Raw genomic sequence first — 25,623 nt, 5'->3', positions numbered from 1 at the left:
GCCCCGTGCGTGGGGGAGCGCGCGTAGCGGCGGACCCCGGTGGCCGGGCCGTACGTGCGAGCTGACATCCGTGCGTACGGCTCGCCTCACCCACCACCTGACCACGAAGGAGAAACAAACCATGAGCGAGCATCGCAAGCTCACGCTCGCCGAGTTCCGGGTCGAAGCTGCGGAGCGATTCGGCGACGACACGCGCAACTGGGCCTTCACGTGCCCGAACTGCGGCGACGTGGCGACCGGGCAGGACTTCGCCGACGCGCTGGCCAAGCATCCGCGCCCCAGCGCAAGCTCCGCCCGGGACGTCCGCTTCCACGACATCCTCGGGCAGGAGTGCATCGGCCGCACCCTGGGCGCCCTGTACGGGACCGCCAACGACGATCAGGGACAGGGCCGTGCCGAGCGTGGCTGCGACTGGGCCGCGTACGGGCTGATCCGCGGCCCGTGGGAGGTCGTCTCTGACGTCGGTCCGGTCATCTGGTCGTTCCCGCTGGCCGACGCTCCTGTGCCCGCCGACACTTCGGTGCCTGCGGAGGTGCAGGCATGACGGACGCCAACGCCCTCACCAAGGACGTGCGCGCCGCGAACCTGGCCGCCGAGGAGATCGGCAAGGCGCAGCTCGCCCTGATGGACGCCTTCAGCCTGCTGAAGTCGATCAGCGTCGGCGCCGATGACGGCGAGCTGTCCCTGCAGGACCACACCGACGCCGTCCACGAGCTGATCGTCGCCCGCCGGGCCCTGCGTCACGCGGCGAGGATCATCAACGGCCACGCCGACAACCTGGAACCGCTGGTCGTCGCCGGCGACCGGAGCGCCCAGGCCCAGGAGGCGAAGCAGGACGGTGGCGCCTCATGACCCGCTTGCACAAGGCTTCGTTCTGGCTCGGGGTCTGCGTCGTCACGTTCGGCTGGACGGCAAACGATCTGTGCGCCGCTGGAGACGTGCGGACCACGCGGTTCGCCGTGCTGCTGGTGCTTGCGGTGACGTCCGCAGTCATGACCGTCTGGATCGCCCGTGGGCTGGCCGCGAAGCGGCCGGCTGGGGCGCTCGCCCACATCGACGCCGAGAGCGTGTACACCTACGTGCGCTGTTCCGGCTGCGGAGCTCACCTGCTGTACGTCGAGCACGGCCAGGACCTGGCCCAGCTGACGTCGGCCAGGGACGAGCACACCTGCGGGGCGGTGAAGACGCCGTGACCCGGGTCGAGCCCAACTCCTACAGCCCGTACGCGACGGCCGCGCCCGATGTCCGGCACCTGTTCGCGATGCCTGCCTGGCTCATGGCCTCGCCGCGGCCGGGCGAGCTCGCGCAGACCGCGTGCGGCGAACTCGCAGTCGTCCCCGACGCACCGATCAAGACCGAGCCGGGCGAGGCCATGCCCGAGGGGATGTGCGGCACGTGCGTGAAGGCTCGCAACGCGGACGTCGTCGTAGCACCCAGCGCCACGACCGCGGACTGCAGTGAGTGCGGTCTGGGCACCTGCCACGGTGCGCTGTGCGCGCTGTGCCGAACTGACCTGCACGACCAGTGGCGGCTGAACCACAACACCACCGGTGATTCGCCCGAGGCCGCCATGGCCGCGGGAGAGGACGGCCCGCATGTGTGAGCGCCACGGCTTCGCCCGCCTCGTTATCGGCAGTACCGGCCCGGACGGCTCGATTCACACCCGCCACTGGACCATCCCCGCCTGTTCCGCCGAACACCTGGCCGCCCGGCTGGGTCCGCCGGACTCGGAGTCCGTCGCGACGCCGGATGGCGTGGCCAACGTGAGGCGCGCTGTGGATGGCCTGCCGGGCGTCGTGCGGGTGGAAGGGGGAGCGGGCTGATGGACGCCATCGTTCTCGTCTCCGGCCTGGTGGCCATCGCCGCCGGCAACGCGGCCTGGTGGTGGCGCCAGGACAAAGACCTGCAGGCCCGCCTCACCCGCCTGCAGGCCCAGCTCAAGGACGCCAGGGCCAGTGCTTTCGCGTGGGAGGCGCGGGCCGTGAAGGCCGAGTGGGAGCGGCGCGAACTCGCCGAGGAGAAGGCGTCGCTCCAGGAACGCAACCGCATGCTCAGCGACCTGATCGGAGAGGACCGGACATGATCACGATCGGCCGCCGGACCGGCCAGCGCATCGTCGGCAACAACGGCTACGGCACCATCACCGGCCTGGGCACCTTGCGTGGCGAGGCCGTCGTGTACGTGCTGTGGGACCGCCTGCAGCCTCACGGTGAGAACCCGCGGTGGCATGACACCGTCCGAGCCCGCGACGTGGTCCCCCTGGGCGCATGACACCTGAGTTGAACGCCAGCACCGGCCGCACCCGCGACGTGCGGTGCGGCCGGTGCCGCCGGTGCGGCACGGCCGTGTGCTGGCGGGCCGAGCTGCACAGGCGAAGACAGATCCCGCCCCCGGACGGAGTGACCGAGACCACCCTGAAGTGAGGCGTATGTGAGTGAGGAACAACCGGGCGAAGGGGTCCCGGTGGACGATGGCCCGGCGCCCGCATGGGCTGCCGACTACCTGAGCCGTGCGCAGCTGGGCATCGACCGCGGCTTGCAGTGGATCCTGCTGCTCTACTCCCGGCGAGGATGGGACGCCTCCCGGGTGAACGTCGCGCAGCGGCTGTACGTGCACACGATCGGCCGCGAGCGTAAGCACTGCAACCCGAGCTTCGCGTCCCTCGCGGACGACTGCGGTCTGTCGGAGACGACCGCGGCCGCGGCCGTGGAGGACCTGGAGTCCGAGGGCTGGCTGGTCGTGGTGCGCCGCCGCCGGCACCCGAACGTGTACCGGCTCGCGTGGCCGGGCGATGACCGGCATCCGGGCGACCGCGCGCCTGTGTCGATGTGCGGCCGGCCGACCAAGAAGGGCGGCGTGTGCACGCGGCGGGCGGGCCGTGGCACGGACACACCCGGGACAGGGCCGTGCGCGCTGCACGGGGGTGTGCCGGCGGCTTCGGGAGCGCTGCCGGAGGGGGAGCAGCTGGACGTTGAACCCCAACCATTGGGGTTCAACGAGGGCGACGAGCCTGTGGATAACCCTCCTACCGAACAAAGTTCGACCCCAACCGCTGGAACGTTGAACCCCAACCGCTGGAGCGTTGAACCCCAACCACTGGAGCGTTGGACCCCAACGGTTGGGGTGGAGTACGTAGTGAGTACATCAAGGGGTACGAGAGGAGTTCAAAAATCCCGGGTTCTCGCCGTAGGCGACCCTGACGCCCGTACCGAGCGCGCCACCCCGGCGCCTCCGGCGCAACCCAGAAGATCATCTCGCTTAAGAGCACACACCCCCGCCGGGATCCTGGCCCGCATCCCGCGCTACCGGCCGCTGCTCGGCACCCGCTACGGCTGGGCCCTCACCGCCCTGCTGAAGCGAGCACTCGACGCCGGCTACGGCCCCGACGCCATCACGAGCTACGCCGCGATGGTCATCGGCGAGGCCAGGTTCGCCGACCAACAGCACGTGCCCGAGCTGCGCTACGCCCTCGCCCGCCTGCGACGCGACGTCGCCCTCGGCCACACCTGCCGCACCTGCGCCAACGACCCGGCCATCTGCACCTGCGCCTGGACCAGCGATACCGACGCCGAGCTCGACGCCGCGGCGATCGAGCGCACCCTGGCCAGCCTCGGCGCTGACCCCGAGGAACGAGCCGCCTGCCTGGCAGCGGCCGAAAGGAGCGCCGCATGACCGACACCACACACGCCGAATCCGTAATCGTCTCGCTGCTCGGCTCGGCCGAGGGCGCCGAAGCTCGGGCGATCATGCGGGCCGCAGTGCGCGCTGGCCTGATGTGGCGTTGCCCGTGCCAACAGCCCAACTACCTGAGCCACGAGTCGTGCGCCGGGTGCCGCCAGCGGCGGCGCCACCGGGAGGACTAGTGACCGACCTCGCCCAGCACTACCGCGACCTGAAGGCCGACGTCGACCAGCGGGCCGCCGAACTCGGCGACATCCGCACCCGCCTTGACGCTGCCGCCCAGGCGTACCAGGCCCGACGCCGCTACAGCCCGGCCGGCGTCGAGACCTGCGCCGCGCACACCGCATGGGCGCTCGCCCTGCGCGAATGGGTCACCGCGCTCACCGCACACGCCGCAGCGACCGACCGCCTGCGCGCCGAGCGGCGCAACGTCGGCCAGGACGTCGCAGGCGCCCTCCAACTCCCCACCCGGCCGGCCGCGGGAGGACCGCGGTGATCCCCGCCCCGAGCGAACTGCGCCCCTGCAACGACTGCGGCCGCCCGGTGCTGTGGACCACCACCGCCGCCGGCAAGCGGCTCGCCGTCGACCCGCACCCGACCGAGGACGGCAACCAGGCGTGCTACCGGGCCGCGCCCCGCTCCTGGTCGTCGCGCAGCTTGGACGGTGCCGGCGCCCGCCCCCCGGCGGCGTGGGAGCACCGGTACCGCCCGCACGTGGCCACCTGCACCGGCCGCCCCGCCGTGCAGGAGCAACTGCCCGGCATGACCCCGAAGAGCATGCCGTCGAACGTGATCCGCCTGGAGCCGCGCCAGCGGAGCCGCGCAGGCCGAAGGAAGCGGCGCCGATGAACGGGCTGATCTACGCACCTGGCGAACGGTACGTCGTGGCTCACGGATCGGCCGACGACGAGACCGTGTGCGGGCTGCCGATCACCGACGACTGGCAGGCCCTCCCGCCCTACCTGACCACACCCGAGTGCGCCGAGTGCACCGCCAGGGTGAGCCTCCTCCGGGCACAGGCCCGGACCGGCCCAAAGGCCATCCCTTCCCCAGCGAACCAGCCCTCCACAGAGACCGCGGCCGGTGAGGCGCCCCCGCCTGCGGATCTCGTCCAGGTTCCCCAGCCGCCAGCCATGCGGCCAGCCCCGGCCGACCCAGCCCCCGTCCCGGAGGAGGTGACCGCGGCCATCCCCGGCGGAGCGATGGCGCGGCTCCTGCGCCGACTCCGCAATGCCCTCACCTGAAGCCGCGCCGGGACGCCCCGGTGCTCAACCACGGAAGACCCCATGACCGACATCAACTTCGTATCACCGCAACTGCCCAGGGCTCTGGCGGCCTACCGCCTGACCCCTGGCGAGCGGCTCGTCAACGAGACCCCGTTCCTGGCCCTGGCATGCCCCCACGGGATCAGCACCGGTCACATCACCCGTGCCGCGTGCGTCACCAACCTCATCGACAGGACACAGCGCACCGCAACGATCGAGCTCGCCGACCTCGTCCGGATAGCGCAGTTTCACGACGAGCCCGAACCCTCCATCGAGCGCACCCGGCACTGGTCCGAGCTGTACCGGCAGCTGGGCGACGTCGGCGCCTACACGTTGCACGCCGACCTCGACGAACACTCGTTCCTGGTCATGAGCTGCCCCTACCGGGGCGGACGCTGCCCCGGCAGCCAGGACGGCGAATGCGTGGCCAACCTCATCCCCGAGGGCCTGGCCGTCGCCGACCTCGGCACCGTGGTGCAGCTGGCCATCGAGCACGACAACGCCCGCTACGGCGTGCCCGCGTCGCGGCTCGCCGCCCTCCGCGAGACCTGGGCGGCCAGGAAGGAGGAGGCCTCCTGTATCCGCAAGATCGCCGATGGGTGGAGCGCCGATCGCGCCGGTGAGCGGGCCGACCTCGTCGGCCGGATGCTCGCCGAGCTCGACCTGGCGGTGAACGGCGAGAGGGTGCCCCGGTGAGGGGGCGTCTCCTGGCCCTCGTGGTGGTCCTCATCTTCGTTGGCTACTTCGCGGTCCTCTGCCTGACCGTCCAGGGCCAGGGATGAGCAGGCAGCTGACGCTCTGGACGCCACGCCGCCGCCTGCAGGGCCGCAAGGGACGGCATGGGTGGGTGCCACGCTGCGACGACTGCGGCCGGCGGGTCCGCGCCGCCGAAGCCCTGCGTGTTGGACCCGACGGCCGACGCCGTGGCGACAAGTGCCGGCGCGCCTACAACCGGGCCCGCCGTCGCCTGGTCGTCCCCCTCACGATCCCCGTCCGCTGGTGGCGAGACATCCCCGGCCAGCTCACCATCCCGCTTCCCGAGAGGCATGAACCATGATCAGCTTGAGCATCGCCACCCGCCAGGGCAGCACCAAGAGCGGCAACGCCGGCGCCGCGCAGGACGACGCCACTGCGATCGTCTGCAAGGGCGCATGAACGCCTTCGAGCCCGGCGACGTGCCTGCGCTACGCCGGGAGCTGGCGGAGTGGATCCGCGACGGGCGCGGGCTGCGCTTCCATGCCCGCATGTCCACCACGGCCGGGACGATGATGGGCCATCCGGAGCTGGACGGGCACCCCGGCATGATGCGGGCCTTCGCCGAGATGCTGTGCGAGCAGGAAGCGCGGACGCTGGCCAATGCCACGCTGTACTTCGTCACCGCGGAGATGACCGAAATCGTGCGGACCGCGGCCGCCGACATGCCCGCGTTCCCGCCCGACGCCGACGACTTCCCCACCCCCTCGGGGATGATCGTTTACGAGACGCCGCTGGTGGAGTACGAGCGATCCGAGCTGACGGCGGTCATGATTGACGGCCGCATAGCCTACGACCCCAGCGATGGGCGCGAGGAGATCGGCGTCACCGCCTGCACCTGGGGGCCCTTCGACATGGCCGGCGATTGGAAGCACGGCGGCGTGTGGATGTCGTTCTACCGCAACCGCGCCGAGATCCTCGCCAAGACCATCGACAGCCGGACGCGCGAGGGCCTCCGCAGAGGTCACGCCCGCCTGGTCCCGGACAACGAATACGGCATCCAGTTCGCCGGCGACGAAGCGGGCAAGGCCCGCCTGCAGGAGCGCCTGGCCGAGACCGACCAGCCCGGCTACACCAGCTACTGGGCCAAGCACGTGCTCGCCACACTGCTGCTGATGCAGCAGCCCCTCGTCTACGAGCGGGCCGAGCCGATCCGGCGCAGCCTGCGCCGCCAGCTGGAGCGCGCGGGCCTCCCGACAGGCGACATCCGAATCGTCGATGCCCGGCCGCGGCGCTACGAGCCGGACGAGGACGCAGGCCCGGCGGATGAGCAGCACGCCGGGACGGATGACGTCGAAGAGAGCGGGCGGAAGCTCTCCGTCCGGTTCCCCGTCCGCGGGTTCTGGCGCAACCAGTGGTACCCAGGCCGCGGCGTCCACCGCCCGAAATGGATCGCTCCACACTGGCGCGGCCCTGACGAGGCACCCATCGTCCACCCCGAACGCGTGCGCGTTCTCCGCCACCACCCCGACCAGGAGGCACCCCATGCCCAGACCCACGCCTAGCAGCAAGCCGCGCCCGCCCGCCCCCGCCCCTGGGCAGCCGTGCGCCTGGGGATGTACCCCCAGCGTCGGGTGGCGCTGGTACCCGAGCACCATGACGTGGGAGCGCGTGTGCCGCTCCCACACCGGTGGCAGGCCCGCAGCCGGCCGCGGCGAATACGTGAGCGACGCCATCGCAGCGGCATCGAGGAGCGGCGCGCCAACCACGGAAAACCCGGGCGATCGGCGCGCGCCGTCGGCAGGATGGGACTCCCTCCTCCCTCCGATCGGCCCCAACAGCAGGGAGAACCATGAGCGTCCCCACGTGTCCTGAATGCTCAGGCTGGGCATACAGCGGCAGCCAGGAGAACTACGACCACATCCACGAGGTCAAGACGCTGTCGCCCGCCAAGCGGACAGACGGCCACATCGTGCGCCGCGGCTACGCGGTGGGCATGTCCGGCCCCGCGATAGACCAGCTGTGGGTGTTCTTCGACTACATCGAGCCCGCCCTGGTCTTCGGCCGGGCCGGACGCATGTCCATCGCCGAGATCAGCGGCTACGGCGTCTACGAGGCCGCGCAGGAGCTCCGGTTCGACCGGAGGCTCCGCCGGGACGTGCACACCCTGCACGTCCTCGACGGCGACTCCCTGGATCGCCATACGGACGAGGCCGTCGCGTTCACCCGCTGGGTCGCCGGATGCGATCCGAAGCACTCCCATTTCCAGCCAGGCCACCAAGGGGGACACCGATCGTGAACGAGGCACCCGAGCACGTACGCCGCACCTGGCCATCCGTGGTCAATTGGACGTGGCTCTCGCCGCTGCGCCTGAGCGGCGCAGACTCCATGAACGAGGGCCGGACGGTTCACCTGGTGGTCGTCGACCCGCACACCGATCAGCACGCCATGGGGCAGGCCATCCCCGCCGACCGGGCGACAGAAGTGGCCTACGTGGCTGAGGTGTTCGCCAGGCTGCGCCTGAAGCTCGGCGAGGACATCGCACTACGGATGGCGTGTGAGGACGGAACCCCGGTGCGAGCTGAACACGATCGGAGCAAATGCCGCTGGTGTGGCGCCCACTGGAACGAGCACACCGGCAACGGCACGCCGCAACCCCGCTACCCGGACGACGGCCGCTCGCCGGCCGACGACGTGCGCGACGGCCTGGCGATGCCGTGGGTCGTCGACGAGCTCGGCGGTGCCAATGAGATCGGATGACCAGGGGGCGGCCACCGCACCCGCCGAGCAGGCGGGTTCTGACGTGACAGGCAGGCCGATCTACGACGAGGGCGCGGTCTGGGAGAGGGCCAAGGCCGCATATCTGGCAAGCCACCGGGAGCCAGAGGACACCGACTTCCCCTGCCTCCGCTGCGGCGCCGAGGCCGGCACTCCGTGCTCATGGAAGAAACGGCCGAGATCCAACGCCGGCGACGTCTCCCACGCGCCACGGTACGACAAGGCCAACAGAGCCCGTGTCCAGTACCGCCTCGCCGCCGCTCGCGCCGCCGACGCGGCGTGCGACGCGGCCAGGGCAGAACACGCACGAGCAGGAGAGGGCACGCCGTGAAGGTGACCTGCACTCTCGACGGGGACGAGGTCTCCATCACCTGGGAAGCAGAGACGCCCGGGGAGATGGCAGAGCTGAAGGAGCAGGCCCTCGCCATCGCCCGCGGCGAGGTTCCGGCCGACGTCCTGGACGAGATCGATCTGTGCCCCCAGGGGTGCGGTCGGACCACTGAGGACGCCGCCGGCGGCCCGTGCCGGGCGTGCTGGGACGCGGTCCCGATGTCTGGAGGAGAGCATCGCCATGGATGATGTGATCGCGTTCCTTCGCGCGCGGGTCGACGAGGACGAGAAAACCGCACTGACCGTCCCGGTAGGGGAGCCGCTCTGTCACCCTCCAGCGCACTGGTTGCCGGGGGCAGACCCGGGCGGCGAGAAGCGGTGGGTGATGGGAACCTTCAAGGACATCGACGCTCACACGGTAGAAGCTGCGGAGCATATTGCCCGTCATGATCCGGCCCGTGTGCTGCGCGAGGTTGAGGCGAAGCGGCAACTTCTCGACCGACACATGCCGGGCGAGTACGGACAGTGCGTCACCTGCCACGTGGGCGCTTACTCCTGCGGATGCTGCTCATGGGGGGACTTCCCCTGCGACACCGTGCGCCTGCTGGCCCTGGCGTACGCCGACCATAAGGAGTTCCGCCGGGAGTGGCGGCCCTGAGCGTCAGCAGGTAGACCAGCTCCGCGGATGGTGACTGTACTGGCCGGCGCCACAGCGGAGATGTGGCTGCCCCCTCGACCAACCGAGAAGACCCCCGGCGCCGGGCATCGTCTGGCGCAGGGGTCTTCGTGTTCGTGGCACCTCCTCACAAACTTTGTTGTATTGACGTTGACGGGTGCGTCCTGCGGCCACATACTTAGTAGCTGTCAGTGGAACAAAGTTTCCTGGGGGATCATGATGGATGGTAGGACTCGGACAGTGGTCAGGGCTGTGATCGTGGCGGCCTTGCTCGTGGTGGCCGCGGCGGTGGCCCTGAAGGCTGCGGGGCTGCTTGCGGCGCCCGCCCCGGTGTGCCGCGAGGGATCGACCTGGACTGACTGCTCCCGTTCGATCGCGGGGGGCGGAAAGTGACCCCCGGCTACGTGCTGGCGGTGCTCGCCGGCGACCCGAACCTCTCACGGGCCGACCTCGAGGACTTCGCCTCCTTCATGGGGGAGGAGGCGGGCCGCGACTTCATGGCCCAAGTCGACGCCATCCGCGGCAGCGGCTAAGGCCCGGATCCCGGGACACCGGGACCCCGCCCCTGCATCTCCGCGACCCCGGCACCGGACCTCGGTGCCGGGGTCTTTGCGCTGGTCACACCTACTCCCGAAAACTTTGTTGTATTGACGTTGACAAGCATGGTGCGCGATCCCATACTTAGTTGTAGTCAGCACAACGAAGTTTCTAGGGGGGAACATGACCACCGACGTCAACCAGCAGTTCAACGAGTCCCGTCGCGACATGGTGGCCCGCTTCGGCAGCGTCCGCCGCGACAACGGCAGCTGGACCGGCACGGGTTACGACGCTGGCGAGGTCATCGGGCGCGACGCGCTCGACACCACCACCGGGCAGGCCGCCCTCTACACCTCCACCCCCGCATGGCACGGTCTCGGCGAGGTCATCCCCGGCGGCACCAGCAGCGTTGATGACGTGCTCCGCCTCGGCAAGATCGGCTTCGAGGTCGAGAAGCGGGCCGTCCGCTACAGCTTCATGAACGACACCGAGGTCACCCCGCAGCTGCGCACCGCGCCCGACCACTTCGTCACCGTCCGCACCGACACCGGCGCCCCGCTCGGCGTCGTCGGCAGCAAGTACACCCCCATCCAGAATAAGGATTTGTTCACCTTCCTCCAGGACCTCGTCGAGGAGCACGACGTCATCTGGGAGTCCGCCGGAGCCCTGCGCGACGGCAAGAAGGTGTTCGTCACGATGCGCCTGCCCGAGTCCGTCACGATCGACCCGCAGGGCATCAACGACGAGATCATCCCGTTCGTCGTCATGCTCAACAGCCACGACGGCCAGTCCCCGGCCCAGGCCCTGGTCACGCCCTGGAGGGTGGTGTGTGCCAACACCGAGCGGTTCGCCATGCGCGACGCCTCCAGCTCCTGGAAGGTCCGCCACACCGCCAGCGCCCTCGACCGCATCCACGAGGCCCGCCGCACCCTCGGCCTGACCGTCGCCTACTACGAGGAGTGGGCAGCCGAGGAGACCGCCCTCGCCCAGACCGACATCACCATCCGCGCCTTCCGCCTGCTGGTCGACGACCTGTGGAAGCCGGTCGACGAGGACGCCCCGGTCCGCACCCGCAACACCGCCGAGCGGCGCCGCCAGCGCCTCGACGCGATGTTCCGCGACGAGTCCGAGCGGCTCGGCAAGACGGCTTACGCCGCGGAGCGGGTCATCACCGACTACCTCGACCACGTCGCGCCGCGCCGCCCCGGCCGCTCCATGACCGAGGAGATCGCCCGCGCCACCGCCCTGCTAGAGGGTTCGGACGACGAGCTCAAGGCCAAGGCCCACAAGCGGCTCATGCTGATGGTCCGCCGCTGAACCACCACCGGGGGAACCTAATGATCCTCTCAGACGTGACCGTGGCCACCTTCCTCGACGCGTGGAACGGCTACCTGGCCAGCGACATCGGCCCCAGGCTGGCCTGCTCCGAAGTCGAAGCCCTGGCCGACCTCATCGCAGAGATGGGACGGCCCGACCTCGCCGCCGCCTGGATCGAGCACCACGCCGAGAACGACGAGCCCGACGACCAGCACTACCGCCGCTCGACCTGAGCCCACCAAGCCCCTGAGGGCCGGAGACGCGACCGGGACATCGTCCCACCGACTCGCTTCCGGCCCTCAGGCATGTCTGGAGGCTACGCCGTGAACAGGACCACTGGTACGAGAGACGCTGGCCGCAGCCATAATCCTTGTATGGCTGACGTTGACACCGACTACTGGACCATGGCAGATATCGCCGAGCACCTCGGCATCAAGCTCCGCAGCGTGCACACCTACCGAACCCGCGGAGACCTGCCACCCGAAGACCACATGATCGGACGCACGCCCGTCTGGCGGCCCGCCACCATCACCAGCTGGAAACGTCCCGGCCAAGGCGCCGGCGGCGGCCGACCACGCAAGGACGCATCCGAGCCCTGAGCTGGCAGCACCTCAGCAACCAGATCGACGACCGCGACAGCAAGCCCTGCGGCTACTCCTGCATCACGATGACTCTGATCACGAGGAGACTTCCGGTGTGCTCTTCTCATGGATTCGGAGGATCTCGCCGCAGACCAAGTAGGCGTTGAGGGCGCACCATTCCGCTTCCTCCAGCGCCAGTTCGGCGTGGACACCCCTGCTGGAGAGCCTGTCGAGCGCTGCGAACCGGTCGTAGACTCCTGCGATCATGGCGCCGATGGTTGCAGCGAAGCTGTCGCTCTCAACAGCCTGCTTGATGAACTCCCTCAGCCGGTTGCGATACGCGGGATCGTCCAGCTTCGCTCCCTGCTCGTTCAGCGCGCCGGCCTCGGGTGGATAGACGTGGTCAGCGACGGCCTTGAAGATCCTTCGGCAGGAGGTGACGGCCTGAGAGAGCTCCTCGGTGACCACGACGCCGGCCTGTCCATCTGCCGCCTCCGCGAGCCGCCTGAACGCCGCGTTGAACATATCGACGAGGTGAGGAGCGCTCTCGGCCAGCAGTTGATCAACTCTGGCTCGCTGCACCGAGAAGATCCGCTCGTGGACGCCCTGGTAGCTCAGCTGACGCTCCCAGCCGCACAGGGCCATGAAGGCGCGATACCGGATTGTGCCGCGGATCTCGTTGAGCCTGCTCTGCATGTGGAACTGCTCCGACCACTCACGGTTCCCCATGTTGGCGTCGCCGATGTTCTCGAAGACCCGGTCGAGATAGTCCATATGTTCGACTGAGTGGGCGTAGATCTTGTCATCCTCGGTGCCGGGAGCTCGACGTCGATCGGCCATGAACCCATCCAGCGCCATGCTGGCGGGCCCGGAGGGATCAGCCCAGGTGCTGGGATCCGTCATGAGGCGCTGTACGTCCCGCTTGTTGCTCGCCCTGTCGGCTCCGATGTTCCTGAGCTCGTGGGAGAAACGGATCGCCGTCTGCACGTCGCCCATCAGGCTGGCGATGCGGACGACTCGCCTGATGGTCGCTCCCAGGGGACGCTCCTCGAACTCGTCCAGGGCCTTGGCGATGAGAGCGCGAATGTGGTCGGTTGAGGTCACGATGAGGAGCGTAAGCCCACGAAACGCATCACTGCTTCCGCGGTGTGGCCCCGAACCTCTTGATCGGGGGCACATTAGAGACATGAGCGCAGGCACCGGCCCAACCCCATGACCAGCCCAACACGAGACGGCAACGGCCGCTTCGACCGCGACCCTGAGACGGCCAAGCGGGATGCCGAGGCGTGCCGCCTGCGCGCCCAGAACCTGACCTACAGGGAGATCGCGGCCGAGCTCGGCGTGGACGTCCACACCGCGTACGACGCCGTCCAGCGAGGCCTGCGTGACACGCTGCAGGAGCCGGCCGACGATGTGCGCCGGCTGGAGCTGGAGCGCCTCGACGAGCTGGCGCAGAAGGCGCGTGAGGTCATGAACGGCACCCACTACGTCATCGCTCAGGGCAACGTCGTCCGGCTCACTCGGCGCGGTGCTCCGCTGGAGGATGACGGGCCGGTGCTGCAGGCCATCGACCGCCTTCTGAAGATCCAGGAGCGCCGGGCCCGGCTGCTCGGCCTCGACTCCCCGCAGCGCGTCAGCATCGATGCGCAGAACCTGGGGGAGGAGATCCGGGACCTGATCACCGCGCTCGTCACCGGCGACGAGGATGAGGACCTGCACGACGAGGAGGGCCAGGACGACGGGCCCGGCCCGGACGGCCGCGGTGACGAGCCCGCCTGACCTGGCGCGCATCGCCGCCAGCGTCGACGAGCTGGTGCGCGCCGGCGACACCCGCCGGCTGCGCGCCGTGCAGCGTCAGCTCAAGTCCGCGGTGGACCGCAAGCGGCTCGCCGAGCGGGCCCGGAAGTACGCCCGTGACCCGGTCGGGTGGGTGCGGCGGCGGCTCAAGCAGATCGTCTGGTCCAAGCAGCGCGAGGTCCTGGAGTCCGTCCGGGACAACCGGCGCACCGCAGTGCAGTCCGGCCACGGCGTCGGGAAGTCCCACACGGCGTCGCTGGCGGCTTCGTGGTGGCTGGACACGCACCCGCCCGGGCAGGCGTTCGTCGTCACCACGGCGCCGACGTACGCGCAGGTGCGGGCGATCCTGTGGCGCTACATCCGGCGTATCCACAAGTCGGCCGGCCTGCCGGGCCGGGTCAACCAGACCGAGTGGTGGCTGGACGACGAGATCGTGGCGTTCGGCCGCAAGCCGTCCGATCACGACGAGTCCGCATTCCAGGGGATTCACGCCCGCTACGTGCTGGTGATCCTGGACGAGGCGTGCGGGGTGCCGGCGCAGCTGTGGGTGGCGGCCGACGCACTGACGACGAACGAGGACTGCCGGATGCTGGCGATCGGCAACCCGGACAACCCGGCGTCGGAGTTCCGGCGGGTGTGCCGGCCGGGGTCCGGGTGGCACGTCATCAAGATCTCCGCGTACGACTCGCCGAACCTCACCGGCGAGCCGATCCCGCGCGAGGTGGCCAAGGCGCTGGTGGGGCGGGAGTGGGTCGAGGAGAAGCGGCGGGAGTGGGGCGAGGACAACCCCCTGTACAAGGCCAAGGTCGAGGGGGAGTTCAGCGAGGACAGTGAGTGGCAGGTCGTCCGCAGCAGCGACGTGGCCGCGTGCCGCATCGGCCGCGACGAACCGCACCCGGCCGAGCAGCTGCAGCCGGTGGAGCTGGGCGTGGACGTCGGCGGCGGCAGCGACGAGACAGTGGTCCGGGAGCGGCGCGGCATGGTGGCCGGCAGGGAGTGGCGCAAGCACACCGATCGGCCGGAGGAGATCGCCCCGCTGATCAAGCTGGCGATCAAGGAGAGCGGCGCTACCCGCGTCAAGATCGACTCGATCGGCGTCGGGTTCGGCGTGATCGGCGAGCTCAGGAACGACAAGACCCTGCGCGGCGTGCAGATCATCGGCGTCAACGTCGGGGAGAAGGCGAGCAGGCCGGACCGGTTCGCCAACCTCAGGGCCGAAATCTGGTGGGAGGTCGGCCGCATGCTGTCCGAGCGGCGCGGCTGGGACCTCTCCTCGATGGCCAACGCCGACACCACCGTGGCCCAGCTGCTGGAACCGCAGTGGGACACGGACCCGACGGGGCGGATCCGGGTGGAGAAGAAGGAGGAAGTGATCAAAAGGCTCGGCCGGAGCCCGGACAACGCGGACGCCCTCCTCCTCGCGTTCTACGCCGGCGGGCCGAAGGGGCGCGTCCGCTTTACCTGACAGGAAATCTTTCGCTCGATCGGCATGTCTGCCGAAAATATTCCTGCCCGCGCTACCATCCGAAGTATGGCGACCCCGGCCCGCGTCACCACGTTCCGCACGGCGTTCCGAAACGAGCGCCAGGCCGCCGCCGCGCGCCCGCCCCGCACGCCCCTCACTGTCCGCGCCGCCCGTCGCCTCGCGCGCATCCTGCCCCGCTGGTCCACCATCCGCACCGCCGTCCTCAGCGTCTCCGGGTTCGGCCTCATCACCGCCGCAGCATGGCACCTGCACACCGTGGCCGGCCTGGCCACCGCAGGCGTCAGCCTCCTCATCCTGGAGGCCCTGAGCGGCGGTGACCGCCGGTGAGATCCCCGCTGCGTACCCTGACCGGCCGCATCATCGCGCCGGCGAACAAGGCGCCCGTGCCGTACGAGGGCAGGGCCCGCACCTGGGGCGGACGCCTGTTCGGGAGCCGCACCGACGCCGAAGCCCAGATGCGCACCATGGGCTCGATCGGCACGGTGTTCGGCATCGTCCACCGCACCAGCAACGCGTTCTCCCAGGTCGAGTGGGGACTGTGGGAGAAGGCCGAGTCCGGCCTGGACGAGGACCGCAAGCCCGTCACCCGCCACCTCGCACTGGACATCTGGAACCGCCCGAACCCCTTCTACACAGGGCAGTTGTTCAGGGAGTCGTTCCAGCAGCACCTCGACCTGGTCGGCGAGGCCGTGTGGGTCGTCGCCCGCAACCCGCGCATGCGGCAGATCCCTCTCGAACTCTGGCCGGTCAGGCCGGACCGGATCGAGCCCGTCCCGTCGCGGGAGAACTTCCTCGCCGGCTACGTCTACATCGGCCCGGACGGCGAGCAGGTCCCGCTGCGCCTAGACGAGGTCATCCGGCTGATGATGCCCAACCCGTTGGACCCGTACAGGGGGATGGGGCCTATCCAGTCGGTGCTGTCCGACATCGACGCGGCGAAGTACTCGGCGCAGTGGAACCGGTCGTTCTTCATCAACTCCGCGCTGCCCGGCGGCATCATCGAGGTGCCCGGTGAGTGGTCGGACGGCGAGTTCGAGCAGTTCCGCGACCGGTGGGAGGAGCAGCACCGCGGCGTCGCCGCCGCGCACCGTGTGGCCCTGCTGGAGAACGGCGCCAAGTGGGTGGAACGCAAGTTCACGATGAAGGACATGCAGTTCACGGAGATGCGTGGACTGTCCCGGGAGATCATCCGTGAGGCGTACACGATCCCCAAGTTCGCGCTGGGGATCATCGACGACGTCAACCGCGCTACGGCCGAGGCGAGCAAAGCCTGGTTCGCCGAGATGCTCACCGTGCCCCGCCTGGAGCGGGCCAAGGGCGCCCTGAACAGCTTCTTCCTCCCCCTCTTCGGGGACGCGGCCAGGAACCTGGAGTTCGACTACTGCGACCCCGTCCCCGCCGACGCCGAGGCCCGCGACCGGGAGCGGCTGAGCAAGGCCGAGGCCGCCCAACGGCTCGTCATCGCAGGGTGGGCGCCGGACGACGTCGCCGACGCGGTTGGCCTGCCCCGCATGACCTACGTCGGCCCGCCGGCGGGAGCGAAGCCGCCGGCGCTGTCGAACCAGAAGTCCGGCGAGCAGCTGCTGGCCGGACTGCGCGGTGAGCTTCCGGCGGCGCCGGTGGCCCAGGACGAGGACGAGGTGGAGCGTCTCGTCGAGCAGGCCATGGAAGCCATTCGAACACTGTTCGAAAATGCGTTGGATGCGCTCCTCGCCGCCTGGGACACGATCAACGCGGCCTGGCGGCGCGACCTCGTCGACCAGGTCCGCCAGGCCGTCGAAGACGACGACGTCGCCCAGCTCGCCAGCCTGGCCCCCGACACCGACCAGGCGAAGACCGAACTGGCCGACGCGCTGATCGCTCTGGCCCGCGCAGCTGCACAGCAGCTCGCCGACGAGGCCGCAGCCCAAGGCGTCACCGTCGAGCCCGCCGATCCCGACGAGAGCGGTCTGGGTGCCACGGCCGTCGTGGTTGTGGCGCTGCTCGCCGCTGGACTCGCCGCGGCGGCCGCGCGGGAGGCGCTGCGCGTGTGGGGGCCGGACGCCCAGCCCAACGAGGTGGCCCACCAGGTGGACGAGCACCTGCGCGGTCTGTCCGACCGCACGTTGCGCGACGAGCTCGGCGGCGCCCTGCACCACGCCCAGCAGGAAGGCCGCATGGCCACGCTGGAGGACGCCCCCGATCCCGAGGTGTGGATCGCCAGCGAGCGCAACGACGCCAACAGCTGCGCGAACTGCCGCGAGGTGGACGACAAGCGGTTCACCGACTACGCGAGCGCGCGGGCCGCCTACCCGGTCGGGGCGTACCGGGACTGCCTCGGACGAACCCGCTGCCGGGGCACGATCGTGCCCATCTGGGAGGAGCAGTAAATGACGTGGATCCACCTCCCCGCCGAGTACCGCAACCTACGGACACCACCGGCCGCACAGAAGCAGGACACACCCCGCTGGTACGAGTTCCGCAACGCCAGCGAGGACGACGCCGAACTGCTCATCTTCAGCGAGATCGGCGGCTGGTTCGGCGTCTGGGCCGACGAGTTCGTCGAGGAACTCAACCAGGTGAGCGCGACACGGCTCACCCTGCGCCTCAACTCGCCCGGTGGCTCCGTCTGGCACGGGGTGGCGATCGCCAACGCTCTGCGCGCGCACCCCGCGAGCGTGACGGTCCGCGTCGAGGGCCTGGCCGCGTCGATCGCGTCGATCATCGCGCTCGCCGGCGACACGCTGGTGATGGCGCCGAACAGCATGATGATGATCCACGACGCGTCCACGTACACCTGGGGCGACTCGGCCGAGCTGCGCAAGACCGCCGACGTCCTGGACAAGATCTCGGACAACCTGGCCGATGCCTACGCCGCCAAGGCCGGCGGATCCCGCGCCGAGTGGCGCGGCCGGATGCTCGCGGAGACCTGGTACACCGCGGCCGAGGCAGTCGAGGCGGGCCTGGCCGACGAGCTGATGGTCCCGCCGAAGACCGACGACCCGGAGGAGCCCGAAGGCCCGGACGACGCTGTCAAGCTCATGGCCGCCTGCTGGGACCTGTCCGTCTTCCGGTACGCCGGGCGTGCCGCCGCGCCCGCGCCCATCCCTGCACCCGCTGACGCCGCGCCCCAGACCGGCACGCTGGCCGACACGGGGCGGGCAGGTGCGCACGACGGCCGCCTGCCGTACCCGCTGTCCACGACGGCAGCACCCCAGGACCAGGCGCCGGCTGCGACTCCGTCGCGTTCCCCCGACGCGACGCCGCATACCCCTCATGCGGAGCCCGTCCCGCAGCCGGCGTCTGCACGTGCTGAGCCCGCGCTACCGGAAACGCCCGGCACCAGCCCGGCCGCCGAGCCGGTCGCCGGGCCGGTCGTGGACCCGTGGGCGGACCTCGTCGCCCACCTACTGACCCCCGCGGACCCCTCCGCGGAGGACCTGCTAGCCCATCTGAGGGAGGCAATGTGACCACCCCCGTCCTGCCTAAGGACATCCCCATCCCGGCCTCCTCGGAGGAGCTGGCCGAGTTCATGGGCGACCCGGGCAAGTACCGCCCGGTGCTCGCCGACGTCGGCACGCTGACCAAGTTCATCCAGGCGTACGGACAGAAGCTCCAGGGCGAAGGCACCGACCTGCACCGCGCGGTCGCTGCCGAGACGCAGCGCCAGCTCGCCGGCTACCTGCAGGACAAGGATGTCGACCCGGACAACGCGGACCGGATCAAGCGGCTCAACCTCGACCCGCAGGCGGCCCGCGGCGGCAAGCGCGCGAGCATGCTCACCAGCTACGGCCAGGGCGCCGCGCACAACCCCCACGCCCCCGGTGCCGTGCTGGACCACATGTTCAACACGAGCGTGGAGTACCTGGAGGCGATCTGGCACCTGAGCCCTGGGGAGGGCTCGGCGTCGAAGAAGGCCGCGATCCGCAACGCCGCCAGCTCGGTGTCGCCGGCGGACGGCGGTTTCCTCGTCCCGGAGAACCTCCGCTCGCAGCTGCTGGAGATCGCGCTGGAGATGGCGGTCGTCCGCTCCCGCGCCACGGTGGTGCCGATGGACTCGGCGAGGGTCCCGTTCCCGACGATCGACGTCACCAGCAACGCATCATCGCTGTTCGGCGGCATGATCGCGTACTGGGGCGAGGAGTCTGCGGCGCTCACCGAGAGCGACCCGAAGTTCGGCCGCGTCGTCCTGGACGCCAAGAAGCTGACCGGGCTCAGCGTGGTGCCGAACGAGCTGCTGCAGGACAGCATCATCTCGTTCTCCGCGCTGATCGAGCGGCTGTGGCCGATGGTCCTGGCGTTCGAAGAGGACGCCGCGTTCATGACAGGCCCGGGCGTCGGCGAGCCGCTCGGGTTCCTCGGCGCGGGCAACTCCGCTGGCATCGCGGTCGCCGCAGAGGGCGGCCAGCCCGCGGACTCCATCGTGTACGAGAACGTCGTCAAGATGTACGCCCGCATGCTGCCCAGCTCGATCGGCCGGGCGGCGTGGATCATCAGCCCAGATGTGATCCCTGAGCTGTTCACCATGGCGCTCTCGGTGGGCACGGGCGGCAACAGCGTGTTCGTGGTCAACGCGGCCGGGCCCGGTCCGATGACGCTGTTCGGCCGGCCGATCATCGTCAGCGAGAAGGCCGGACGCCTGGGCGACCGCGGCGACATTGCGTTCTGCGACCTGGGCTACTACCTGATCGGCGACAGGCAGTCGATGACCGCCGCGTCGAGCACGGACTACCGGTTCGGGCACGACCAGACGGCGTACCGGATCATCCAGCGGGTCGACGGCAGGCCGTGGATCCAGTCGGCGATCACCCCCCGCAACGGCGGCAACAGCCTCAGCCCGTTCGTCGAGCTCGCGGCCCGCTGAGCCAGGAAGGACCTACTGATCATGGCCGTAGAGGCATACGCGCTCGGCAAGAACTTCAACATCGGCGCCGTCACCGTCCCCACCGACGCCGTGGCCGGCGCCATCACCGGCCTGCGGACACGGATGAAGGACGCCGCCGTCTGCTCGTTCGTGGTGGTCACCACGGGCGGCAGCACCGACATCACCGACATCGACCTGCAGGAGCACAACGCCGCCACCGGCGGCACCTCCCAGGACCTCGACATCATCACCACGTACTACTACCGGTCCGAGGCCAGCCTCGACGGCGACGAGCAATGGACCAAGGGTACGCAGGCCGCAGCCTCCGAGATCACGAACGTGGGCGCCGCCAGCGAGGAACTGCTCCTGGTGGTCGAGGTCCGCGCCGAGCAGCTCAGCGACGGGTTCGAGTGGGTCTCCCTCAACGTGCCCGACCTCGGCACCAACGGCACCCGCTACGTCGCCGTGATCCCCATCCTGTCCGGGCTGAAGGTGCAGCGAGCGCCTGAGAAGCTCGCCGCGCCGCAGTAAGGAGCTGCCGACATGACGACGATGATCCAAGGCGACCAGCTCCGCACGCTGCTGCTCGGCACGAAGGTCGACCGCGCCGCGGCGAACCTGCCGCAGACCGCGACCGGGGCGCTGTTCAACGTGACCGGCGGCCGGGTGCTCGTCACGAGCATCACCGGCCGCGTCACCACGTCGATTCAGGCGCAGGCCAACGCGGTCAAGCTCGTGGCCACGCCGAGCGGGAGCGGCACGGTCAACGACCTGTCGGCCACGGTCGACGTCAACGGCCTGGCCGCGGGCGGGCTACTCGGCGCGACCGGTCTGGCCGGCGACGCCCTGGTGAAGTCGACCGGGGGCGGCGTGTCCAACCTGCGTAACCCGATCGTGGTCGCGCCGGGCGCCATCGGCCTCAACACCGCCGCGAGCAACACCGGCCAGGTCGAGTGGTCGCTGACGTACGTCGCGCTGGACAACGGCGCGACCGTGGCGGCGGCCTGATGGCCATGCTGGTGTGCTCCGGCTGCTCGACGCGGTACGCGCAGGACCTGGAGACCTGCCCGCACTGCGGCGGGCGTGAGCGCGTCGAGGAAGGCAGCACGCAGGGGTCGCGGCTGCCCTTCCTCGACGTCACCTGCCCCACCCCAGGGTGCCGGGCGGAGGGCACCGTACGGCGCGTGCACCTGCGTGCGGCCGCCCTTGGCGTGGTCGAGATGCCGCATCTGCTGCTGTGCGCCTGCTGCGGCGCGGCCATGCCCGCCATCCGGTCATGGATCGACGAAGGGACTGACGTGCCGAAGATCACCCGCCATGGCGGGCCCACCAACGCGGCGGCCGACCGCGAAGAGGAGAACGCCGGCCGGCCGCCGGCCAACGACCCGGCCACCGAGCCGCCCGAGCGCGAGCACCAGCTCGGCGGCCCGAGTGAGGGGATCGAGATGCCGGCCGACGGCACCGAATCGCCCGAGATCACCGGCGACGAGTCCGGCGAGACCCTACCGCCGGCCGAGCAGGAGGGGGACGAGTCATCTCCTTGGAACAGCTCCTCGACATCCTCCGAGACGCCGCCGGCGAGCGAGCCGACGAGCGGTCCCGCCCCCCGCAAGCGTGCCCGCACGACGGCGAGCCGCTCGAAAGCGGCCCCAACGGAGAGCTCCACTGCCGATTCGACGGATGGCAGTGGCCCCGAGACGCCTGATGAGGGCAAGGACGACTGAGGATGGCGATCACCCGGGTCTGCTACTGCACGCGGGAAGACGTCCAGCGGGCGCTGGACGTCAAAGAGACCGCGCGCTCGGCCCGGCAGATCGACCGGGCGATCGAGTCCGCGAGCGACACGCTCGACGGCGGGGCGACCGGCGCCAACCGAGGCGCGGGCCTGCTCAAGCGCCGGTTCTTCCCGGAGGTCGAGACCCGCTACTTCGACTGGCCGAACTCGCAGCGCGCCCGGTCGTGGCGGCTGTGGCTCGATCAGCACGAGCTGGCGGCGGCCACGCAGGTGATGGCCGGCGGGGTCGTCATCGACCCGGGCCACTACTTCCTGCGCCCGGACGACGGCCCGCCGTACACGCACGTGGAGATCAACCTCGCCGGCCCGGCCGCGTTCGGGTCGGGGGACACGCATCAGCGGGCCATCTCCATCGCCGGCACCTGGTGCGGCTGCGACCTCGCCACCGCGGCGGCCGGAGCGCTCGCCGAGGCCCTCGACGCCTCCGAGACGGGCGTCGATGTGACCGACTCGTCGGCGGTCGGGGTCGGTGACCTGATCCAGGTCGGGACGGAGCGCATGCTCGTCACCTCCAAGAGCATGCTCGACACCGGCGTGGACATCCACGCGAGCGACTCGCTGACCGCCGCGGCGTCGGACGTGTCGATCACCCTGTCCACCACCACCGGCGCGCCCACCGTGGACGAGGTGATCCTGATCGACTCGGAGCGGATGCTGGTGGTGGACGTCGCCGGGTCAACGCTCACCGTGCGCCGGGCGTGGGACGGGTCTGTGCTGGCCGCTCACGCCGCCGGGAGCAGCATCTACGCCCCGCGCACCCTCAACGTGGTGAGGGGCGCGTATGGCACTACCGCGGCCACGCACAACACCGCCGCGGCGGTCGCCCGGCATCTCGTGCCCGGCCTCGTCCGCGACTACTCGCTCGGCCTGGCGCTCGTGCAGCTGCTCGGCGAGCAGGCCGGGTACGCGCGCACCGCCGGCACCGGCGACAACCAGCGTGAGGTGACCGGGCGCGGCCTGGCCCAGCTCCGCAAGGACTGCATCACCGCCTACGGGCGCAAGGCCAGGATTCGGGGGGTGTAGATGGAGTTCGTCTTCGACGTCAACACCTCGGGCCCGATCTTCCGGCGCGGGTACGCCGAGCAGGTCATCCGCGCATACCGGGACGAGGCCACGCTGAAGGTCGCCGGCGTCGGCAAGGGCATCCTGCACGGGTACCTGCATCAGTTCCTTCAGCACCCCACGGGCTACTACGAGTCGCAGATCGCCGTCCGGCAGCTCTTCGGGGCCGCCGTGATCTACGACCAGCGCGTGATCTACGGGCGCTGGCTGGCCGGGGTGGGCAGCAGGAACTTCCCCGTCACCCGGTTCAGGGGCTACAAGCACTGGCCGCTGACCCGCGCCGATCTCACGGCCAAGGCCAGCGAGGTCGCCGAACACGTGCTGCACCAGTACGTGAGGAGGCTCAACTGATGGCGCTCAACATCGCCGGCATCCTCGACGCCACGGTGTCGCACGCCCAGGGCCTCGGCCTGTTCGAGCGGGTGAACACGCACGAGCCGGAGAACGCGCCCGGCAACGGCCTGTCCGCGGCCGTCACCGTGGCCGAGGTCACGCCCATCCCGGGGGCGTCCGGGCTCGCAGGGACAACCGGCCGCCTCACCCTCAACGTCATGATCTTCGCGCCGCTCCCGCAGGAGCCGGCCGACGACATCGAGCCGGTGCTCATCGCGGCCGTGGACGCGCTCTTCACCGCCTACAGCGGGGACTTCGAGCTCGGCGACCAGGTGCGCAACGTGGACCTGCTCGGCGCGCACGGCACCCCGCTGTCCACGACCACCGGCTACGTGACGATCGACGCCCAGACCTACCGGGTCGCGATCGTCACCCTCCCCCTCGTCGTCAACGATCTCTGGGGGCAGACGCCATGACCGCGCTGGAGCTGGCCCAGGTGGGCTACGAGGCGTACGGCGACCACGTCGACTGGGTCAACCACGCCGGCAACGTCATACCGCGCTGGCGCGAGCTGCCGAAGCCACAACGCGAGGCGTGGACGGCGGCGGCTGAAGCGATCGAGCGGGCAGCGCTCAAGCAGAGGGGGAACGCGTGATCGTCACCGTCACCAAGGCTGCTCGGGACGGCAGTGTCGTGCGCTGGCACACCTGCCTCGCCGCAGCCGAGACCTTCCGGCCGGTGATGACGGCCGATCGGCACGGCGTTCGGGTGAATGCGTACCTGCACGAGATCCCGGCCGAGGCGCTACGGGCCGCTGAGCAGGCGTACGAGACGCTGCGCCGGGACCGGGAGGCCGACGTCTCCCACCTGGCCACCCACGTCCACCGCGGGCCCTCCAACGGGCCGCTCGTCCCCGTCGAGGAGGCCGACCGTGGCTAAGCAGAGCGGGCTCGGCGACGCGTTCTGGCTGGACGGCTACGACCTCAGCGGCGACGTCGGCTCGCTGGGCCGGATCGGCGGCGGCCTGGCCGGCACCCAGGACACCACCGGGATCAACAAGTACGCCATGGAGCGGACGGGGCTCGCGAGGGACGGCTCGCTGGAGTGGACGGCGTTCTTCAACCCGGCCGTAGGGGCGGCGCACGAGGTGCTGTCCACTCTGCCGCTCACCAACAGGATCGCCACCTACGGGCGCGGCACGGGCCTCGGGTCGCCGGCGGCGTGCTTGGTCGGGCGGCAGATCAACTACGACCCATCCCGCGCGGCCGACGGCTCGCTGACCATCTCGGTCCAGGCCCTGGCCGATGGCCACGGCCTGGAGTGGGGCGTCCAGGCCACCCCGGGGGTGCGGACGGACACGGGCGCGACCAACGGTGCATCGCTGGACGGCGGCGCGTCCAGCGCGTTCGGGCTGCAGGCGTGGCTCCAGGTGATCAGCTTCACTGGCACGGACGCCACCGTGAAGCTGCAGGAGAGCAGCGACAACGGCGGCGCCGACGCCTGGGCGGACGTGACCGGCGGCGGCTTCGCCCAGATCACCAGCGCACCCGGTGCGCAGCGCATCCAGACGGGCCGGTCCCTGACGGTCGAGCGCTACCTGAGGGTGGCCACGGTGACCTCGGGCGGCTTCTCGGCGCTGTCCTTCGTGGTGGTCGTGACCCGCAACCTGACGGCGGTGACCTTCTGATGGCGCTCATCCCGTGCACGACCGGAACCGTCGCGCTCTACAAGGTCGAGGGCGACGACGAGACGGTGATCGCGGTCCCGGTCGAGGCGTGGGGCAGCGAGGACCCGTTCACGGCTTTCGTGGCCACGCGTGATGGGCACCTGGCGGCGGCGCACTCCCGCGCCGGGTTCGTGGGCCTGGAGCAGGCGAGCGCGCCGCTGCCACGGCCGGGTGCTCCGGTGCGTGAGCCGGTCAAGGTCGGGCCTGGAGAGCCGCGCGGGCCGCGTGGCCCTCGGGATCCGGTGGATCCGCGTGGGCCGCGTCCGGAAACGCCGAGAGGGAGGCAGGCATGAGGCCACTGAACAGGATCGTCCCGGCCGCTCCGGTGGGGGCGTTCCAGACATACCGGATCGTGTCGCCGCCGGACCGCGCGGTGCGCAGCGCGTGCGAGGACGTCGGCTGTCCAGCCTGGCAGTACGGCTGGGAGACGCAGGTAGACGAGAGCACCGACCTTGGGCGGGCGCAGGCCGCGTACATCCGGCAGCAGGCAGGCCGGACCTACCGGGAGCGCCGCACAGGCGAGGGGCTGACCGTCTTCCAGTTCATGTCGGGGCAACGCTGTTTCGCCGAGCACCACACGCGGCCGGAGCACTACCTGGTGCGGGGCGGGGACTGGCGGCGGGACCTCGGCCTCATCCGCCAGCACTCCCGAGGCGCGGACTGGGTCGAGGACTTCAGCCTCCATCAGGATCGGCTCGCCGACCAGCAGAGAAAGGGATAAGT

Annotated in this window: 40 protein-coding genes; 39 read left to right on the top strand and 1 reads right to left on the bottom strand. The window is 70.4% G+C overall.

The features are described 5' to 3' along the window. The first annotated feature begins 121 nt into the window (after positions 1-121). The 22 genes from ACBJ32_RS56395 (at position 122) to ACBJ32_RS56290 (ending at position 11,876) form a co-directional block, all read left to right on the top strand. Positions 122-544, top strand: coding sequence for a VVA0879 family protein (locus tag ACBJ32_RS56395; protein WP_375133859.1), 423 nt, complete (start codon positions 122-124; stop codon positions 542-544). Continuing rightward, complete coding sequence (locus ACBJ32_RS56390; RefSeq protein WP_375133858.1) at positions 541-852, top strand: hypothetical protein; 312 nt, start codon at positions 541-543, stop codon at positions 850-852. The genes ACBJ32_RS56395 and ACBJ32_RS56390 overlap by 4 nt, the downstream gene beginning before the upstream one ends. Continuing rightward, on the top strand, positions 849-1,193 hold the full coding sequence (locus ACBJ32_RS56385) for a hypothetical protein (RefSeq protein WP_375133857.1): 345 nt from the start codon (positions 849-851) through the stop codon (positions 1,191-1,193). Before ACBJ32_RS56390 ends, ACBJ32_RS56385 begins: the two co-directional genes overlap by 4 nt. Then, the gene (locus ACBJ32_RS56380; protein ID WP_375133856.1) at positions 1,190-1,603 is read left to right on the top strand and encodes a hypothetical protein; all 414 of its coding nucleotides are present in this window, start codon (positions 1,190-1,192) and stop codon (positions 1,601-1,603) included. The genes ACBJ32_RS56385 and ACBJ32_RS56380 overlap by 4 nt, the downstream gene beginning before the upstream one ends. Next, positions 1,596-1,823 carry a hypothetical protein gene (locus ACBJ32_RS56375; RefSeq protein WP_375133855.1) on the top strand — a complete coding sequence of 76 codons (228 nt, stop codon included), beginning with the start codon at positions 1,596-1,598 and terminating at the stop codon, positions 1,821-1,823. Before ACBJ32_RS56380 ends, ACBJ32_RS56375 begins: the two co-directional genes overlap by 8 nt. Beyond that, a complete protein-coding gene (locus ACBJ32_RS56370; protein WP_375133854.1) occupies positions 1,823-2,083 on the top strand; it encodes a hypothetical protein in 261 nt (86 codons plus the stop codon). The genes ACBJ32_RS56375 and ACBJ32_RS56370 overlap by 1 nt, the downstream gene beginning before the upstream one ends. Next, positions 2,080-2,271 (top strand): hypothetical protein, encoded by a 192-nt coding sequence (locus tag ACBJ32_RS56365; RefSeq protein WP_375133853.1) that lies wholly within the window; start codon positions 2,080-2,082, stop codon positions 2,269-2,271. The genes ACBJ32_RS56370 and ACBJ32_RS56365 overlap by 4 nt, the downstream gene beginning before the upstream one ends. A gap of 192 nt (positions 2,272-2,463) precedes the next feature. Further along, on the top strand, positions 2,464-3,672 hold the full coding sequence (locus ACBJ32_RS56360; protein WP_375133852.1) for a helix-turn-helix domain-containing protein: 1,209 nt from the start codon (positions 2,464-2,466) through the stop codon (positions 3,670-3,672). Beyond that, entirely contained in the window at positions 3,669-3,863 is a 195-nt protein-coding gene (locus tag ACBJ32_RS56355; RefSeq protein WP_375133851.1) for a hypothetical protein, read from the top strand. Before ACBJ32_RS56360 ends, ACBJ32_RS56355 begins: the two co-directional genes overlap by 4 nt. Beyond that, complete coding sequence (locus tag ACBJ32_RS56350) at positions 3,863-4,177, top strand: hypothetical protein (RefSeq protein WP_375133850.1); 315 nt, start codon at positions 3,863-3,865, stop codon at positions 4,175-4,177. Before ACBJ32_RS56355 ends, ACBJ32_RS56350 begins: the two co-directional genes overlap by 1 nt. Then, on the top strand, positions 4,174-4,530 hold the full coding sequence (locus ACBJ32_RS56345; protein ID WP_375133849.1) for a hypothetical protein: 357 nt from the start codon (positions 4,174-4,176) through the stop codon (positions 4,528-4,530). Before ACBJ32_RS56350 ends, ACBJ32_RS56345 begins: the two co-directional genes overlap by 4 nt. Next, positions 4,527-4,925 carry a hypothetical protein gene (locus ACBJ32_RS56340; protein WP_375133848.1) on the top strand — a complete coding sequence of 133 codons (399 nt, stop codon included), beginning with the start codon at positions 4,527-4,529 and terminating at the stop codon, positions 4,923-4,925. Before ACBJ32_RS56345 ends, ACBJ32_RS56340 begins: the two co-directional genes overlap by 4 nt. 42 nt (positions 4,926-4,967) lie before the next feature. Further along, a complete protein-coding gene (locus ACBJ32_RS56335; RefSeq protein WP_375133847.1) occupies positions 4,968-5,642 on the top strand; it encodes a hypothetical protein in 675 nt (224 codons plus the stop codon). A 455-nt stretch (positions 5,643-6,097) separates the two neighbouring features. Then, a complete protein-coding gene (locus ACBJ32_RS56330) occupies positions 6,098-7,204 on the top strand; it encodes a hypothetical protein (protein ID WP_375133846.1) in 1,107 nt (368 codons plus the stop codon). A 287-nt stretch (positions 7,205-7,491) separates the two neighbouring features. After that, positions 7,492-7,938 (top strand): hypothetical protein, encoded by a 447-nt coding sequence (locus ACBJ32_RS56325; protein ID WP_375133845.1) that lies wholly within the window; start codon positions 7,492-7,494, stop codon positions 7,936-7,938. Then, on the top strand, positions 7,935-8,399 hold the full coding sequence (locus tag ACBJ32_RS56320) for a hypothetical protein (protein WP_375133844.1): 465 nt from the start codon (positions 7,935-7,937) through the stop codon (positions 8,397-8,399). Before ACBJ32_RS56325 ends, ACBJ32_RS56320 begins: the two co-directional genes overlap by 4 nt. Before the next feature lie 345 nt (positions 8,400-8,744). Further along, positions 8,745-8,996, top strand: coding sequence for a hypothetical protein (locus tag ACBJ32_RS56315; RefSeq protein ID WP_375133843.1), 252 nt, complete (start codon positions 8,745-8,747; stop codon positions 8,994-8,996). Continuing rightward, complete coding sequence (locus tag ACBJ32_RS56310) at positions 8,989-9,405, top strand: DUF6221 family protein (protein WP_375133842.1); 417 nt, start codon at positions 8,989-8,991, stop codon at positions 9,403-9,405. The genes ACBJ32_RS56315 and ACBJ32_RS56310 overlap by 8 nt, the downstream gene beginning before the upstream one ends. Positions 9,406-9,812: 407 nt before the next feature. Then, positions 9,813-9,956 carry a hypothetical protein gene (locus ACBJ32_RS56305; RefSeq protein ID WP_375133841.1) on the top strand — a complete coding sequence of 48 codons (144 nt, stop codon included), beginning with the start codon at positions 9,813-9,815 and terminating at the stop codon, positions 9,954-9,956. A 187-nt stretch (positions 9,957-10,143) separates the two neighbouring features. Beyond that, positions 10,144-11,277 carry a DUF932 domain-containing protein gene (locus tag ACBJ32_RS56300; RefSeq protein WP_375133840.1) on the top strand — a complete coding sequence of 378 codons (1,134 nt, stop codon included), beginning with the start codon at positions 10,144-10,146 and terminating at the stop codon, positions 11,275-11,277. A gap of 35 nt (positions 11,278-11,312) precedes the next feature. After that, positions 11,313-11,510 (top strand): hypothetical protein, encoded by a 198-nt coding sequence (locus ACBJ32_RS56295; RefSeq protein WP_375133839.1) that lies wholly within the window; start codon positions 11,313-11,315, stop codon positions 11,508-11,510. Between the two features lie 141 nt (positions 11,511-11,651). Next, positions 11,652-11,876, top strand: coding sequence for a helix-turn-helix transcriptional regulator (locus ACBJ32_RS56290; protein ID WP_375133838.1), 225 nt, complete (start codon positions 11,652-11,654; stop codon positions 11,874-11,876). A 78-nt stretch (positions 11,877-11,954) separates the two neighbouring features. On the opposite strand, the gene ACBJ32_RS56285 is transcribed toward ACBJ32_RS56290, so the two are convergent. Then, entirely contained in the window at positions 11,955-12,962 is a 1,008-nt protein-coding gene (locus ACBJ32_RS56285) for a hypothetical protein (RefSeq protein ID WP_375133837.1), read from the bottom strand. A gap of 108 nt (positions 12,963-13,070) precedes the next feature. Between ACBJ32_RS56285 and ACBJ32_RS56280 the strand changes: the two genes are divergently transcribed. From ACBJ32_RS56280 to ACBJ32_RS56200, 17 genes are all read left to right on the top strand, one after another. Next, on the top strand, positions 13,071-13,637 hold the full coding sequence (locus ACBJ32_RS56280; RefSeq protein WP_375133836.1) for a hypothetical protein: 567 nt from the start codon (positions 13,071-13,073) through the stop codon (positions 13,635-13,637). Continuing rightward, entirely contained in the window at positions 13,621-15,120 is a 1,500-nt protein-coding gene (locus ACBJ32_RS56275; protein ID WP_375133835.1) for a hypothetical protein, read from the top strand. Before ACBJ32_RS56280 ends, ACBJ32_RS56275 begins: the two co-directional genes overlap by 17 nt. Positions 15,121-15,186: 66 nt before the next feature. Next, on the top strand, positions 15,187-15,468 hold the full coding sequence (locus ACBJ32_RS56270) for a hypothetical protein (protein ID WP_375133834.1): 282 nt from the start codon (positions 15,187-15,189) through the stop codon (positions 15,466-15,468). Next, positions 15,465-17,510 carry a phage portal protein gene (locus ACBJ32_RS56265; protein ID WP_375133833.1) on the top strand — a complete coding sequence of 682 codons (2,046 nt, stop codon included), beginning with the start codon at positions 15,465-15,467 and terminating at the stop codon, positions 17,508-17,510. The genes ACBJ32_RS56270 and ACBJ32_RS56265 overlap by 4 nt, the downstream gene beginning before the upstream one ends. Beyond that, positions 17,511-18,590, top strand: coding sequence for a head maturation protease, ClpP-related (locus ACBJ32_RS56260; RefSeq protein WP_375133832.1), 1,080 nt, complete (start codon positions 17,511-17,513; stop codon positions 18,588-18,590). Beyond that, positions 18,587-19,984 carry a phage major capsid protein gene (locus ACBJ32_RS56255; protein WP_375133831.1) on the top strand — a complete coding sequence of 466 codons (1,398 nt, stop codon included), beginning with the start codon at positions 18,587-18,589 and terminating at the stop codon, positions 19,982-19,984. Before ACBJ32_RS56260 ends, ACBJ32_RS56255 begins: the two co-directional genes overlap by 4 nt. A gap of 21 nt (positions 19,985-20,005) precedes the next feature. Continuing rightward, positions 20,006-20,515, top strand: a complete 510-nt coding sequence (locus ACBJ32_RS56250) for a hypothetical protein (RefSeq protein ID WP_375133830.1) — start codon at positions 20,006-20,008, stop codon at positions 20,513-20,515. Between the two features lie 12 nt (positions 20,516-20,527). Next, a complete protein-coding gene (locus ACBJ32_RS56245) occupies positions 20,528-20,992 on the top strand; it encodes a hypothetical protein (protein WP_375133829.1) in 465 nt (154 codons plus the stop codon). Continuing rightward, positions 20,992-21,708, top strand: coding sequence for a hypothetical protein (locus ACBJ32_RS56240; RefSeq protein ID WP_375133828.1), 717 nt, complete (start codon positions 20,992-20,994; stop codon positions 21,706-21,708). The genes ACBJ32_RS56245 and ACBJ32_RS56240 overlap by 1 nt, the downstream gene beginning before the upstream one ends. Before the next feature lie 2 nt (positions 21,709-21,710). Then, a complete protein-coding gene (locus ACBJ32_RS56235) occupies positions 21,711-22,802 on the top strand; it encodes a hypothetical protein (protein WP_375133827.1) in 1,092 nt (363 codons plus the stop codon). Continuing rightward, a complete protein-coding gene (locus ACBJ32_RS56230; RefSeq protein ID WP_375133826.1) occupies positions 22,803-23,192 on the top strand; it encodes a hypothetical protein in 390 nt (129 codons plus the stop codon). Next, on the top strand, positions 23,192-23,650 hold the full coding sequence (locus tag ACBJ32_RS56225; protein ID WP_375133825.1) for a hypothetical protein: 459 nt from the start codon (positions 23,192-23,194) through the stop codon (positions 23,648-23,650). Before ACBJ32_RS56230 ends, ACBJ32_RS56225 begins: the two co-directional genes overlap by 1 nt. Further along, complete coding sequence (locus tag ACBJ32_RS56220) at positions 23,647-23,829, top strand: hypothetical protein (RefSeq protein ID WP_375133824.1); 183 nt, start codon at positions 23,647-23,649, stop codon at positions 23,827-23,829. Before ACBJ32_RS56225 ends, ACBJ32_RS56220 begins: the two co-directional genes overlap by 4 nt. Continuing rightward, the gene (locus ACBJ32_RS56215; protein WP_375133823.1) at positions 23,826-24,113 is read left to right on the top strand and encodes a hypothetical protein; all 288 of its coding nucleotides are present in this window, start codon (positions 23,826-23,828) and stop codon (positions 24,111-24,113) included. Before ACBJ32_RS56220 ends, ACBJ32_RS56215 begins: the two co-directional genes overlap by 4 nt. Beyond that, positions 24,106-24,861, top strand: a complete 756-nt coding sequence (locus ACBJ32_RS56210) for a hypothetical protein (protein WP_375133822.1) — start codon at positions 24,106-24,108, stop codon at positions 24,859-24,861. Before ACBJ32_RS56215 ends, ACBJ32_RS56210 begins: the two co-directional genes overlap by 8 nt. Beyond that, positions 24,861-25,193 (top strand): hypothetical protein, encoded by a 333-nt coding sequence (locus ACBJ32_RS56205; protein WP_375133821.1) that lies wholly within the window; start codon positions 24,861-24,863, stop codon positions 25,191-25,193. Before ACBJ32_RS56210 ends, ACBJ32_RS56205 begins: the two co-directional genes overlap by 1 nt. Then, entirely contained in the window at positions 25,190-25,621 is a 432-nt protein-coding gene (locus ACBJ32_RS56200; protein WP_375133820.1) for a hypothetical protein, read from the top strand. The genes ACBJ32_RS56205 and ACBJ32_RS56200 overlap by 4 nt, the downstream gene beginning before the upstream one ends. The last annotated feature ends 2 nt before the right edge of the window (positions 25,622-25,623 follow it).

It is taken from the genome of Nonomuraea sp. GTA35 (assembly GCF_041950525.1).
Lineage (GTDB): Bacteria > Actinomycetota > Actinomycetes > Streptosporangiales > Streptosporangiaceae > Nonomuraea.
Note: the sequence above shows the minus strand (reverse complement) of the source record. Positions and strands in the feature narration are given on the sequence as shown.